This is a genomic window from Candidatus Accumulibacter contiguus, from assembly GCF_036625285.1.
Taxonomy (GTDB): Bacteria; Pseudomonadota; Gammaproteobacteria; order Burkholderiales; family Rhodocyclaceae; genus Accumulibacter; species Accumulibacter contiguus.
On sequence record NZ_JAZKUC010000001.1, the window covers coordinates 262,899 to 276,186 of the forward strand.

Below are 13,288 nucleotides of genomic sequence, written 5' to 3' on the forward strand. Positions count from 1 at the left end.
CAAGGGGGCGGTGGCCGCTACGGAAGTTTCTCCGGATGGGGCGGCCCCGCCGCGGCAGCACAGTACGCTGCCGCGCACTTCGCTAGGCCATGCCACTCAGCCGCGCTTTGCGCTCGCGCTCGATGCGGTTGATGTAGCGTTGCAGCATGTTCATCCTTGCACCGGGCAAGGCAATGAACTGGCAGCCGACACGAACGTAGTGGGACCCACCCTTGGTGGTCAAGTCCAGTTTGTTGCGTACGCACAGACTGGCGACCAGCAGACCCTCGTCAGGCAGACTGACCTTGCAGTCGCTCATGACAGCGCCGCGCTGCAGCAGGGCGGCCAGACTTGGCGGTGCCATCAGCCCGATCCCGCCACCACTGATATCCAGCAATGATGCCTCGAGCAGGAAGGTGCTGCCATCGGCACGTTTGATCATGGCGATGCATTTGACCGGCTTGGTGATCGGTGTCGAGAGGCGAAAACACTCACGCCGCTGTAGTCTCAACAGCTTGTCGGGAAGCGCAGCGCTGAAGGCAGGTAGTCCGGCATGCTGCGTCTCCGAGAGTTTGCCGAGGGTGAACTGCACCTTCACCTTGTCGATCGCAGCGGTCAGCAGCAGTTGTTTGGCCAGCAAGGCCTGATGGTTGGTCCCGCTCTCGCGACCGCAGTCGAGAACCAGTGTGTCTGCCGCCATGTCCACCGCCAGCACCGCAGTCAGCAGGAAGGAGCGGTTGTTGTTGAAGTAGGCGCTGACCAGTGCCCTTTTCTGCATCAGAGCGCGTAGGATCGCGGCAATCTCGGCTCTAGAGTACAACAGGTATTGATCGTATTCTTTGGGCTGTTCGATTTCGAATCGGAGCGGTGCCTGTTCTGCTTGTACGTCCGTGTTTTCCATTGTCCTTCCCGGAATCGGCTGGAGCGGGCAGTTTAATGCAAAACCGCAAGCGGGGTAATGGACGACGCGGACGACACCGATCTCATGGCTTCAGAGCTGCTTCAGCTGTGGCCGGGAAGATGGGTGCTGGCGACGCTGCCTGGCCATTTTCGAGCCGGTAGAGCCAGGCCAGCAGTTCGGCTACGGCCAGATAGAGCTGCGGCGGGATGTGCTGGTCGAGATCGACCTGCATCAGCAGCGATACCAGTTCCGCTGATTCATGCACATAAACGCCATGCTCGTGCGCGCGCGCGATGATCTGCTCGGCCACCAAGCCCCGCCCTCTGGCCACCACGCGTGGTGCGGAGTCAGTCTGGCTGTAGGCGAGGGCGACGGCATTTTTCTGCGGGTTGACTGGTGCTTTGGGCATGTTCCTCCCTGTGGTGCCACGAGACCCTTCGCGATCAGGGTTTGTCGTCTTTGCCTCAATAATCGATTGACAAAACGACCGTCACGTGTATTATTCGCTACATCTTATCCAAAGGCAAACGGGGAGAAATCTCCGGACGCAAAGCCGAGGGCCCTAACCTGATCGTCAGGAAGGGTGGCCGGGTTGCATAGATTCAGCGATTTTTGCTGTTCAATTTCTGCTTGCCCTCGACCTTGCTGCCTTCTCTCATGAAGGATTGGTCGCGTGGCACTCGCATCCTGGACACAGCAGCAAATTCTCGCGCAGCTTGATTCCGGTTCTCATTGGTCCGGCAGCACAATCACCTACGCCTTCCCGACCTCATCGAGCGGTCTCTACGGTAGTCAGGAGCAGGCGGGATTTCAGGGACTGAATTCCCTCCAGCAGGCTGCCGCCACACTTGCGCTGCAGACCTGGGATGATCTCATCGTCCCGGATCTGGTCAAGGTCACGTCCGGTTCGTCGAATATCGAATTCGGGACTTCGACCACTGGTGTTGAATACGCGCATGCCTACTTCCCGACGACTGGCAGCGTGTGGTTCAGTCGTGCCTATTCCGACCTGATGAACCCCGAGGTGGGCGCGCATTCGTTTCTGGCCTACGTGCATGAGATCGGCCATGCTTTCGGGCTGGATCACATGGGCAACTACAATGGTGGAGGTTCCTGGACGCCATCGAGCTATCAGGACAGTGGTGTCTATTCGGTGATGTCCTACTTTGGTCCCAATTGGGGTTCGGGTTCGTCCAGTGGGGTGGGCCTGGTGGCCTGGGCCGACTGGGTCGGTGCGGACGGGAAGTTGTATTCGCCGCAGACGCCGATGCTCAATGACATCATGGCCATACAGAGTATGTACGGTGCCGAAACCACGACCCGCACAGATGATACGACCTACGGATTTGGCAGCACCGATTTCGGCACCCTGTCCACAATCTACAATTTCTCGGTCAACCTTCATCCGATCCTGACCATTTACGACTCCGCTGGAACCGATACGCTCAACCTGAGCGGATGGTCCACGCCGAGCCTGATCGATCTCACGCCTGGCGCCTATTCCTCATGCAACAGCATGACCTACAACATCGCCATCGCGTATACCTGCAATATCGAAAATGCGATTGGGGGCACCGGTGCCGACTCGATCACCGGCAATTCCCTGAATAATTATCTCGATGGCGGTCCCGGAACAGACTCTTTGGTTGGAGGGTCGGGCGACGACACGCTGGTGGCAGGTGCGGGCAACGATACACTCGACGGCGGGGCCGGCAATGATACGGTGGTGTTTGCCGGTGCTTTTTCGGAGTATACGTTCTCTTATACCATCAATCAGGGCTTTACCTTCTCGAGTAGCGGCTCCGGTTCGGACTTGATCAAGAATGTCGAGACCTTCGTCTTCTCGAATGTGACCAAGTCGGCCAGCGAGTTGTCGGCAGATGCGTCATCTGACCCTGATCCTGGATCCGTGCAGGTATCGATCGCCGCTGGCGCTGCTTCGATCGCCGAAGGCAATAGCGGATCCACGGCCTACGTTTTCAATGTCAGCCTCAGCAAAGCGAGCGGGACCACGCAAACCGTCGGCTGGACTCTGGACGGATCCGGTGCATCTCCGGCCAACTCTTCCGACTTTACCGGCGCCACTTCCGGTGTCGTCACCTTTCAGCCCGGCGAAACGACGAAGACGGTCCAGGTGCTCATCGTCGGGGACACCGTCGTCGAGTCTGACGAGAATTTTACCCTCAGCCTGGGCAACCCTTCATCAGGGCTGGTACTGGGTACGACAAGCGCTACGGGCACGATCCGCAACGATGACGTCACTGCCGTTCCGGACGACTATCCCATGACGACGAATACGCGCGGAGCGATTACCGTCGGGGGGGCGGCCGTGTCCGGCGTCATCGAGCAGGCGTCCGACGGCGACCTCTTCAAGGTCACCCTGAAGGCCAACAACAGCTATATCTTCAAACTGGCGCGGGTCAGCGGGAGTATCGACCCCTACCTTGAACTGTATTCCTCCAAATTGGCAGTCATTACTCAGAATGATAATGCCGGCCTGTCCACCACCGATTCACAGATCATTTATACGCCGACCGCCAGCGGAAGCTTTTACCTGGCAGCCAAGGACCATGCCCTGTCCACCGGCAGTTACCTGATCAGCGCCGCTCCCTGTTCCGGGTTGACGCTCGAGGGCGATGATACGGTCAATGTCCTTACCGGTACGGCAGGAAATGACTCCTTGTATGGTCTTGGCGGCAACGATACGCTGGAAGCCGGAATGGGCAACGACTTGCTTGACGGTGGTACTGGCACGGACCAGCTCGCCGGCGGAAAGGGCGACGACATTTACCTGGTGGATAACGTCTCCGATGTCGTTACCGAAAGCAGCGCCGCGGACGGCAAGGATCTGGTAAAAGCATCGGTATCCTGGACCCTGGGAGCCAATGTCGAAAAGCTCGAACTGACCGGGACGGCCAATCTCATGGGAACGGGCAATACGCTTGCCAACATCATCACCGGCAACAGTGGTGATAATGTCCTGAATGGTCTGGGCGGGGTCGACAGCCTGAATGGTGGTGAGGGTTCCGACCTTTACCTGTTCGGACTACCTGCCGAGCATTCGTCGGCCGAGATCGCCGATGCCGGCAGCACCGGGGTTGATGAAGTGCGTTTCGCGGCCACCAGTGCCGGTACCCTTAAGCTGTATGCCGGAGACACGGGCATCGAGCGGCTGGTGATTGGTACTGGCAGCGACGCTGTGGCGAACAGTGCGGGTACGATCGCACTCAATGTCGATGCGTCGCCGTTGAGCAACGCCATCACCATGATTGGCAATGCCGGTGCGAACATCCTGACCGGAACGGCCTTCGCTGACCAGATCGATGGCGGCAGCGGCAACGATCTCCTGAACGGCCAGGCCGGTACCGACCTGATGGATGGTGAGGAGGGTTCCGACATCTACCTGATCGGGCTCGCCGCCGCTCATACTGCAGCCGAGATTGCGGATACTGGTAGCTCCGGTATTGACGAAGTGCGTTTCGCAGCCACCACCGCCAGTACCCTGACACTGTTTGCGGGCGATACGGGTATCGAGCGGGTGGTTCTTGGCACGGGTACCGGCGTGGTGGCCTCGAGCACGGGTTCGGCAGCACTCAATGCCGATGCGTCGGCATTGGCCAACGCGATCACCATGATCGGCAATGCCGGTGCCAACGTCCTGACGGGAACGGCATTTGCTGACCGGATCGAAGGCGGAGGAGGCGCCGACCAGCTACTCGCTGGCAACGGCAACGACACGCTGTTCGGAGGCCTGGGTAACGATACCCTTACCAGCGGCGATGGTGAAGATCATTTCGTGCTCAACACGGCACCGAACGCTGCCAACAACCGGGATGTCCTCGTCGATTTCGAGTCAGGAACAGACCATATCCAACTCAGCCTGCTGGTATTCAAGGGACTGGGAAAGACGACCGGCGCTTTGGGTGAAGCGCAGTTCTGGGCGGGTGCCGATGCGGTCAAGGGCCACGATGCAGATGACCGGGTGGTCTATAACACGAGCACGGGCTCCCTGTACTACGATGCCGATGGCAGCGGCAAGGGCGCAGCAGTGGAAATCGCGGTCTTGGGTCTTGCAACTCACCCCACACTTGATCATGGCGACTTTCTTCTGATCTGAATGGGGGTCCGCATGCGCAGGGTTTGCGAAGATGGACTTTTCCGGAACACTCCTTTACGGTTCGCGGACCGACTCATCGAGTGCCTTGATCAGCGGCCATAGCAGATAGGAAATCACCGAGCGCTTGCCCACCGTGATCTCGGCGCTGATGGTCATGCCGGGAAGCAGGCGAGCGTGTTTGGGAAGCCGGTTGAGCTGGGTCGTGGTCAACCGGATACGGCCCAAATAGTAGGCCTCGCTGCCGCCAACAGCGACGTTCTCGCGACGGAAGGCGTCTTCGCTGATCGTGCGCAGTTCTCCATCCAGGGCACCGTGCAACTGGAAGGGATAGGCATCCACCTTCATGTGCACCCGGTCGCCGAGTTTGACATAACCCACATCCGCGGATTCGATCTGGACCTCGGCCTCCAGGCCCTCTCCCAGGGGAACCAGGGTGAACAAGGCTTCGGCGGCCTTGGCGACGGAACCGGCGGAGAGCTTGGCGACCTCCAGCACCACGGCGTCAGAGGGTGCGGTCAGGACCACCAACTGGTGACGTTTGTCCGCCTTCTGCAACTGCTCGTTGACCGAATCCCGCTCACGGGAGAGGGCGAGAAGTTCCTCCATGATTTTTTGTCGCCAGCCGGTCTGGAAGGACAGACGTTCGGCTTCCAGTCCAGTACGTTCCTTCTGGAGTTCCTGTTCCCGACTACGGGCCATTTGGGCGCCTCGCTCCGCTTCGAGCAGGCGATCCTGGGCGTCCAGCAGGCGGGCGCGCACCGCGTATTGCTGGGCTACCAGGGGTTCGAGCATGGCGACCATTTCCCGGAGTACCTGGACGCGGGAATTCATCGCGGTCTGGTCGCGGCGGTTGGTTTCCTGGGACGCCCGGAGGCGGGCAATATTTTCATCCAGTCGTCGCATCTGGGCGAGATAGCTGGCCTGTCGCTCGTCGGCAAGGCGGCCCTGGATCTTCTTGTCATCACTGGCCATGGCGTCGGTGGTAACGGTTTTGCCCGACAGTTCCGCTTCCAGTCTGGCACGTTCATTATCGAGGCTGCCCAGGCGGGTCCTCAACTGGGTTTCATCCGCTTCGGTAAAGGTCGGGTCGAGGGTGGCGAGTTGCTCCCCCTTTTTCACGATCTGCCCGGGCTTGACATTGATCTGCTGGATGATGGCGGTGTCCAGCGGTTGCAGGACGATATTCGGCAGAGGGGTGATCAATCTTCCCCGGGCGGTGATCACCAGGTCGATTTCCGAGAAGGTCGCCAGCAGGAGGAAGGCAAGCAGTGCCAGAGCGAGGAGGTGCAGGGTGAAACTGGCCGAGCGGGGCAGTGGCCGCCTTTCGATTTCGTCCGCATCGGGCAGGAAATCCAGGGCAGGCTGATCAACCGTCTGCCGGGACCACAGCCGGCGAATCAAAGATGGCCTGTCTGTTGGTTCCATAGGTGCTGGTAGGTTTGACAGCGAGAAAGCAGTTGTGTATGCGTACCCCAGTCCGACAAGCGGCCATTCTGCATGACCAGAACCACATCGGCATTGATCAGGGTGGACAATCGGTGGGAAATCATCATCACCGTCCTGCCCACGGCGATCCGGGACAGGTTGCGGATGAAAATGGCCTCGCTCTCCGGGTCGAGAGCACTGGCGGCTTCGTCGAGAATCAGGATGTTGGGCTTGGCCAGCAGGGAACGGGCAATCGAAAGGCGTTGTTTCTGCCCGCCACTCAGATTCGATGCGTTCTCCTCCAGCAGCGTGTCGTATCCTTGCGGCATTCGTTCGATGAATTCATCGGCCCCGGCCGCCTGGGCGGCCGCGACGATTTCCTCGATGCTGGCATCGGGCTTGGTGATGGTGAGATTGTCGCGAATGCTGCCGCGGAAAAGAAAATTCTCCTGCAGGACTACCCCGATCTGGCGGCGGAGATGAGAAAGATCGATCTCCCGGGCATCGATGCCGTCAAAGCGGACGAGGCCTTCCTGCACCGGGTAGAGTCCCTGGATCAGCTTGGTCAGGGTGGTTTTTCCTGAACCACTGCGTCCCACGACACCGACGACGGCGCCCGCCGGGATCGTGAAGCTGGTCCGGTCCAGTGCATTGACGCTGGCGCCAGGGTAGCGGAAGGTCACCTCCTCGAAGGTGATCTGTCCTTTCAGCAGGGGCCGCAGGCCGCCGGCGCCGATCCGTCCTTCCGGAGGCCGGTTCATGATTTCCGCCAGCATGCGCACGGACACGGCCGTCTGCTGATATTCGTTGATCAGGCTCACGATCTGGATCAACGGATTGATCACTCGTCCCGACAGCATCTGAAAGGCGATCAGTACCCCGACGCTCATGGTCTGATCGAAGATGCTCTGGGCACCGATGAAGACGATCACCACCGGCATCAGCTTGCCCAGGAAGTCCGTGGCCAGGTTGCCGGAAATCGCCAGTTTTCCGACTGCGAAATGGGCGTTGATGGCTTCCGCCGATAACTGGTCCCAGGCCTTGCGCTGCACCGGTTCGATGGCCAGGGCCTTGACCGTCCGCATGCCGTGGATGGTCTCCACCAGCAGCGCCTGGCGGACGCCTTCGGCACTGTTGAGCCGGTCCAGACGTTTGCGGAAAGTGGGTAGCAAAATGGTGATGATGAGGGCGATGATGAGAGCGAATCCCAGCACGATCAGCGCCAGCTTGAAGGAGTAGGTGAACAGCAGCGGCAGGAAGATCACCAGGGCCAGAGCATCCATGCCGGCAAACAGCAAACGGCCGGTGAGGAAATGGCGGATGCCTTCCAGTTGCTGCATCTGGCGGGTGACCACCCCGGCGGTGGAGAGCTCGAAAAAGTCGATCGACAGGGAGAGCAGGTGGCCGAAAGCCCGGCGGGTCACATGCATGTCGATCTTGTTGGTCGCCGCCAACAGCAGTATCTGGCGCAGATAGCCGAAGGCCGCATCGAACAGCATGGCAATGATCACCCCGGCGGTGAGCACCATCAGGGTCGATGCATTCTGGTGTACCAGCACCTTGTCGATCACTACCTGGAAGAACAGGGGTGAGGCAAGGGCCAGGACGTTCATCGCCATGCCGGCGATGAACACGTCCCGGAAGGCGGTGCGCTGCTTCAGAATTTCCGGAATGAACCAGCGCAGGCCGAAAGGCTGTTGCGCATCGAAGAGCGAATGAGCCCTTTTGAGCAGGATGACATCGCCGCCCCAGATCGCGCCAAACGCCTCTTCGGAATAAAAGGTGATCGCTACCGCACCAGCACAGGGATCGACGACCGCCACCTGTTTGCTCTCTCCCTCCTGCCGGATCCCGACCACGATCACGCCGGCACCCGTGTTGAGGCGGGCCAGCACGGGGAACACCCCTTGCTGGGCGACGAGTTTGCTCCAGGTCAGCCTGTCCGCCTTCGCCTTCATGCCGATGTCGGCGGCCATCCGCAACACCAGGGGCGCTGCCGGCTCTTCATCCGCCAGGGCGAAATCGTGGATCAGGCGTTCAGGATTGATCCTGATCCCCTGATTCTGGGCGATCGCGGCGAGGCACTGAACAACGCTGTGCGAGAATTTTTCAGTCATTACCAGGAAATTGCTGACGTGAGGCCAGAGGCCAAGGTGTCATTGAATTGTCGATAAGCTTGCATGCTGCCAGAGGCAGCGGCGACTTTACCATTTTCCACCACATAGGCCGTCACCAGGTGCAGAAGCTCATTGCTTCCTTTCTTTCCCGATCCACGCAAGGTCTTCCCATCGAAAGCAGCCACTCCGTCTACAACGCCGACCACCCCCGCGATCCACTGCCGAAACCGCTCCTCGAATCCCTTCGCATCCAGCACCCGAAAGAGATCGCCAAACGGGTCGTGCGACGGGGTGCCTCCCTTCAGAGACCACCCGAATCGTTCCCGCAAGCACTGTTGCCGATCCCGACACCAGTCCGCTACCTCCACCCAATGGTCGGCGCCACACAGGATCGCGCATAAAGCCATCACTACCATCTCCATCAAGACGTACCGCTTCGCCGGACCTCGACGGCTATCCGGCAATCCCGAAAACGTTTCTACCAGAGTCATCCGGCCACCCTCCCAAAAAGAGGAAGTAGACCCCATGGCCATTCCAAAATCAATACTTCGTCATAGAGGATAGGTAGCGAGCATTGTCAGTTGCTTACGACATTTGCGTAGGCGATTGCCCTGCTGTTTGGCCATTTGGTTGGTGATATTGTGTCTATAGTGGGTATCATATAGGCATTCTGCCACTAAACAACCACCGGCTAAAGCCGGTGGGTCTATGTTGCGGACTGAAAGTCCGGATACGCGTCGCCTAAACGACGCGTCCTAGTCAGCGAATCCTTGAGCGCGGCCTTCAGTGGCACCACCTGCCGATCGCGGACCTGAACGCACCGGGTTCCGGGTTCGAGGCGGATTGGCCCGGCGTGGCCTTGCAGTTGCACCGGTTGGTCGCCGATGGCGGCCGCGTCCTGGTCCATTGCCGAGGGGGACTGGGTCGCGCCGGGACGGTGGCGGCCTGCCTGCTGGTGGAACTCGGCGTGGCGCCGCAGGACGCGATCCGGCGAGTGCGTGCGGCTCGGCCCAATGCGATCGAAACTGCGGCGCAGGAGCGCTACATCCTGGGCTATAGGCCGAGACCGGCCTGAGCCGCCACCTGTATCGAGGCACACATCATGGACTGGTTCGAACGCATCACGGGTTTCAGGGAGGACGGCTACGACGAGACGCGCGCGCGGCTGTCGATCGTCAACGGGCGACTGCACTCGCGCAACAGCGCGCGCACCTGCGCCGTCGGGCAGTTGGAGACGCCCAGCTTGGCGGAATTGCGGCTCCGGGCGGCAGGCCTGGTCAGTGGTCAGGGGCCCACTCGCGTTTCGTGCGTAGCGGGCGATGTGCGGCGCATGCACGCCAACCGCGGCAACGCGGGTGCGCTGTTTCAGGTGGCTTCGCAGTTCAATCTGCTGGAGATGGTTTCGGAGAGGGTCACGCCGGAGCAGGGAGTGACGCGCTACGAGCAGGACGCGACCCAGGGGCCCGCCTGCGCCATCGCTGCGGGGGCCGGCACCATCTACCGCAACTACTTTGCACCGGTGGATGGGCAGTTCGGCCAGCGCGTGGATCGGCAGATCGACTGCCTGCACGACATCGGTACCGCTCTGGACAATGTGCAGGATCGGCTCTGGCAGATGCGCAACGGCTACTGCCTCACGAATGATGAGGGCCTTGCCAAGGTCGATGATCTGTTGTCATCGATGGATTCGGCGCAACTCGATGAGCTTCGAGGGCGACTGCGCATTGGCGTGCATTGGGATGTCGAGGTGACGGACGAGGGCGCCGGCCATCGGGTGTCTCAGGTCTATTGTTCAGCACTTCCGGTGAGCTATAACCGAATTCAGAGACCGGCGAACTGGGCGCGCTTTGCAACACTGATCCTCGAGGCAACCTATGAGGCCACGCTTTTGTCGGCGATGCTCAACATGCAGCAGCACGGCAGCCCGGTGGTGTACCTGACGCGTGTGGGAGGCGGCGCCTTCGGCAACAATGCGCGCTGGATCGCTGCGGCAATTCGCAGAGCCCTGTCCTCCATGCAGAATGCAGGAATCGAAGTCCGGATCGTCAGCTATTCAACGCCAGGGCAAGACATGCTGGAACTCGCAGATGAATTTGCAGCTATCACCAAGTAGAAGGCTGCGTCGGCCGGCGGCTGCGCAGGAAGAGCCGTCGCGTCTTGGAGTAAGTTCCGCCAATATAGTTACAAAATAGACGACAATGGCCGTGGTTCTCATACCACACATGAAAGCTGCCTGATCTGTAGCCCATTTAATGGAACGAACTACTAGTACCAGGGCGCCGGGAATGCGCATTGTCCAGAAGCGTGGCGTCCGTCTCCGGGGAGACCACCCGACAGCGTTGCTGATCGGCTTTCAGGGTGAGGCAATATTCTTCGGCCTCCGCCTGACTGTTGAAATTCGCGATGTACAACTGATACCAGGATTGCTGAACGCCGTCACCTTCCTCGATGCGGCCTTTGAGCTGTGGCTGGAGGCTGCGCCCTTCCATGTAAAATGGATAACGATTGTGCAGGTCACGCCAGGTTGCGTCGATCGTCGAGTGATGATAAAGACCGGCCAGTTCCACCTGCCAGAGAGTGTCCGCGCTTGCTTGCGAACCCTCGTACACCGGGATGACCGGCATGGCTTCGGTAGACAGCGGTAGCCGCCGGGTCGAACCGGCAGTGGCTTCGCCGCCGGCCGGTGCACGGCGCTCTGCCTTCAACCCGCCGCCCAGAGCCTGGAACAGGCTGATGTAACCCCGAAAAAATTCCATTCGGATCCTCTGGTAGTCGTCCAGGTAGCGGTGATAACTGCGTTGGGTTTCCAGCAAGCTCAGATAGTCGGTTCCTCCCACCGCGTAGACCCTGATGTTGATATCCCAGGCACGGCGAGCGGCCTTGCTGGCTTCCCATTGGGCGGTCAGGCGCCGTTCCGCCAGGCGAACAGAAGTCAGAGCGCTTTCCACTTCCTTCATGGCCTGGTAGACGGTGCGCGCATAGCTTTCCACCATTTCTTCGCGGACGGCTTGTGAGAACAGCTGCTCGTTCCGCTTCCTGCCACCATCGAAAATACTGACGACCAGGTTGTCCACGACATTCCAGAACAAGGTTTGGGGCTGGAACAGTTGCGACAGGGCAATGCCGCTGTAGCCGATCTGTGCCGACAGGTCCATGGGGGGGAGAATGCGCGCCCGGGCGACGTTCACGTCGGCATTCGCGGCCAGAAGCTGGGCTTCCGCCACGCGCACATCGGGCCGGCGTAGCAGCAGGGCCGAGGGCAGGCCAGGGGCCACACTCGGAATGGTCAGGGAGTCGAGTCCGTCATTGGAGAGCTTGAGTTTGCCGGGGACCGTACCCAGCAGAAACGCCATGGCGCCAATGGCGTCGAGCTTCTGCTGTTCCAGGGTGGGGATGGTTGCGCGTATGGCGAAAATTGCCGCCCGTTGCTGCTCAAGTTCGGAAAGGGTGGCGTCGCCAGCCTTGACCCGCTTCTCGATGGTGGCCAGGGTTGCGCTCAGCACTTCTTCGGTCTCGACTGCGATTCTGAGGCGATCATTGAGGGACAGGAATTCAACGTAGTGGGTAGCGAGGCTGGCCGTCAGATTCCTCTGGACGTTTTCCCGTTCATGGACGGCCCGCCAGAGCTGAAAGTTGGCGGATTCCGCCAGGGCGCTTTGCTCGCCCCAGATGTCCAGCCGCCAGTCCGCCCGGATGCTGGCCTGATAGGTGCGTTGCGAAGTTCTGTTGCTGCTCACATTCGAGACGCCGCCAGCCGGAGCCGTTCCTACCGTAACGCCACCGGGAGACTGTTGCGCAATCACCAAGGGAGCGGAAAGGCCTGGATATTTACCCGCAGCGGCCTGCTCTGCCCTGGCCTTGGCCTGGACGATACGGTTCAGCGCAATCCGGATATCCGGATTGTTGGAGAGCGCACGATCGATCAGACCCTGGAGTTCACGGTTTCCGAAGTCACTCCACCAATCCACCGGAGTTTCGGCAGGGGCTGGTTCCGGTGGGTTCGATGGACTTGCTTCCGCGGGCGGAGCGGCGGTCTGCCCTGAAGTGGACGGGGCCGTCCCGGTACTGGCCGCATCCTGGTACTGAGCGGGCAGGGAAAGATCGGGTATGCGGTAGCTGCCTGGCAGGCTGATGCAGCCAGTCAGTGCCTGTACACAAAGCAGGGTCCACAGCCCATGCCGGCCGGCAAGGTGCGACCTGTTTGAAGCTGCAAGCTTTTGATTCATTCGGTCAAAGCAGTTGGCCTGTCCAAGAGAGCTGCAATCACCGGTTCGCAGCTCCCGCCGCCACCGCCTCAGCATGCGCGTTTGATGCGCCAGGAAAGGGTTGAATTATCGCTTGTATTGTGCAAGTTTGAACGGGATTTTCGGCCTTGATCATCATTCCGGCCACCCACGCTACGCCACCACCTGCATCAGATAGGGCTGCTTGGGCGGGCGAGGTCGTCGGTGCGCCGGTCGTGGGGGCAGCGGCATGCGCTGGCGGATCTGCGTTGAGTGCGAAGTCCGCAAGGACTACGTCCAGGTTTCGGCGATGTAGCCGGATCAGTGTCACCATTGAGGCAAACCTCGATTTTTCAACGATATTCATAAAGGATTGATACAATCCGTTCATCCGATAACCTTCGCGACCAGCTTCGAGAGTCTGATCGATTGACAGAAAGAACGCACGATGATCTGGACCTCAAAATCCCCCATACCAAGGCCGGCCTGGAGCACGCCGACCCGAAGGATCTGATCGGATACTTCC

General features: G+C 60.0%; 10 protein-coding genes, 1 pseudogene and 1 riboswitch. Of the genes and pseudogenes, 4 read left to right on the forward strand and 7 right to left on the reverse strand.

Annotated features, from left to right (window positions below; all coding sequences use genetic code 11):
- Nucleotides 1-82: 82 nt before the first annotated feature.
- The 3 genes from V5B59_RS01300 to V5B59_RS01310 all read right to left on the reverse strand — a co-directional run bounded on the left by V5B59_RS01300 (nt 83) and on the right by V5B59_RS01310 (nt 1,838).
- A complete protein-coding gene (locus tag V5B59_RS01300) occupies nt 83-880 on the reverse strand; it encodes a flagellar brake protein (RefSeq protein WP_034908632.1) in 798 nt (265 codons plus the stop codon).
- Between the two features lie 82 nt (nt 881-962).
- A complete protein-coding gene (locus V5B59_RS01305; protein ID WP_332352162.1) occupies nt 963-1,349 on the reverse strand; it encodes an EscU/YscU/HrcU family type III secretion system export apparatus switch protein in 387 nt (128 codons plus the stop codon).
- 43 nt (nt 1,350-1,392) lie between these two features.
- Nucleotides 1,393-1,480, forward strand: a riboswitch (cyclic di-GMP riboswitch).
- Nucleotides 1,481-1,649: 169 nt separating this feature from the next.
- Complete coding sequence (locus V5B59_RS01310) at nt 1,650-1,838, reverse strand: hypothetical protein (RefSeq protein ID WP_332351458.1); 189 nt, start codon at nt 1,836-1,838, stop codon at nt 1,650-1,652.
- Between V5B59_RS01310 and V5B59_RS26045 the strand changes: the two are divergent.
- Nucleotides 1,767-1,988 (forward strand): annotated as a pseudogene (locus tag V5B59_RS26045) (matrixin family metalloprotease); the annotation flags it as partial. The gene V5B59_RS01310 and the pseudogene V5B59_RS26045 sit on opposite strands and share 72 nt — an antisense overlap.
- 102 nt (nt 1,989-2,090) lie before the next feature.
- Nucleotides 2,091-4,997, forward strand: a complete 2,907-nt coding sequence (locus V5B59_RS01315; RefSeq protein WP_332351460.1) for a M10 family metallopeptidase C-terminal domain-containing protein — start codon at nt 2,091-2,093, stop codon at nt 4,995-4,997.
- Between the two features lie 54 nt (nt 4,998-5,051).
- On the opposite strand, the gene V5B59_RS01320 is transcribed toward V5B59_RS01315, so the two are convergent.
- The 3 genes from V5B59_RS01320 to V5B59_RS01330 are packed head-to-tail and all read right to left on the reverse strand — an operon-like array spanning nt 5,052 to nt 9,030.
- Complete coding sequence (locus V5B59_RS01320) at nt 5,052-6,422, reverse strand: HlyD family type I secretion periplasmic adaptor subunit (RefSeq protein ID WP_169070407.1); 1,371 nt, start codon at nt 6,420-6,422, stop codon at nt 5,052-5,054.
- Nucleotides 6,395-8,539 carry a peptidase domain-containing ABC transporter gene (locus V5B59_RS01325; RefSeq protein WP_169070406.1) on the reverse strand — a complete coding sequence of 715 codons (2,145 nt, stop codon included), beginning with the start codon at nt 8,537-8,539 and terminating at the stop codon, nt 6,395-6,397. The genes V5B59_RS01320 and V5B59_RS01325 overlap by 28 nt, the downstream gene beginning before the upstream one ends.
- On the reverse strand, nt 8,539-9,030 hold the full coding sequence (locus V5B59_RS01330) for an ISAs1 family transposase (protein WP_169070405.1): 492 nt from the start codon (nt 9,028-9,030) through the stop codon (nt 8,539-8,541). The genes V5B59_RS01325 and V5B59_RS01330 overlap by 1 nt, the downstream gene beginning before the upstream one ends.
- 275 nt (nt 9,031-9,305) lie before the next feature.
- Here V5B59_RS01330 and V5B59_RS01335 point away from each other — a divergent pair, with 275 nt between their 5' ends.
- Nucleotides 9,306-9,614 (forward strand): phosphatase domain-containing protein, encoded by a 309-nt coding sequence (locus V5B59_RS01335; RefSeq protein ID WP_288129804.1) that lies wholly within the window; start codon nt 9,306-9,308, stop codon nt 9,612-9,614.
- Between the two features lie 27 nt (nt 9,615-9,641).
- Nucleotides 9,642-10,652 carry a hypothetical protein gene (locus tag V5B59_RS01340; protein WP_169070403.1) on the forward strand — a complete coding sequence of 337 codons (1,011 nt, stop codon included), beginning with the start codon at nt 9,642-9,644 and terminating at the stop codon, nt 10,650-10,652.
- 136 nt (nt 10,653-10,788) lie between these two features.
- Here V5B59_RS01340 and V5B59_RS01345 read toward each other — a convergent pair whose 3' ends face one another.
- The gene (locus V5B59_RS01345) at nt 10,789-12,840 is read right to left on the reverse strand and encodes an efflux transporter outer membrane subunit (protein WP_332351466.1); all 2,052 of its coding nucleotides are present in this window, start codon (nt 12,838-12,840) and stop codon (nt 10,789-10,791) included.
- Nucleotides 12,841-13,288 lie beyond the last annotated feature (448 nt).

Bases quoted from the DNA above. Each gene is read 5' to 3' on its own strand.
- V5B59_RS01330 (WP_169070405.1), bottom strand. From the start codon at position 9,030: ATGACTCTGGTAGAAACGTTTTCGGGATTGCCGGATAGCCGTCGAGGT.
- V5B59_RS01325 (WP_169070406.1), bottom strand. From the start codon at position 8,539: ATGACTGAAAAATTCTCGCACAGCGTTGTTCAGTGCCTCGCCGCGATC.
- V5B59_RS01310 (WP_332351458.1), bottom strand. From the start codon at position 1,838: ATGCGCGTATTCAACACCAGTGGTCGAAGTCCCGAATTCGATATTCGA.
- V5B59_RS01300 (WP_034908632.1), bottom strand. From the start codon at position 880: ATGGAAAACACGGACGTACAAGCAGAACAGGCACCGCTCCGATTCGAA.
- V5B59_RS01340 (WP_169070403.1), top strand. From the start codon at position 9,642: ATGGACTGGTTCGAACGCATCACGGGTTTCAGGGAGGACGGCTACGAC.
- V5B59_RS01320 (WP_169070407.1), bottom strand. From the start codon at position 6,422: ATGGAACCAACAGACAGGCCATCTTTGATTCGCCGGCTGTGGTCCCGG.
- V5B59_RS01345 (WP_332351466.1), bottom strand. From the start codon at position 12,840: ATGCTGAGGCGGTGGCGGCGGGAGCTGCGAACCGGTGATTGCAGCTCT.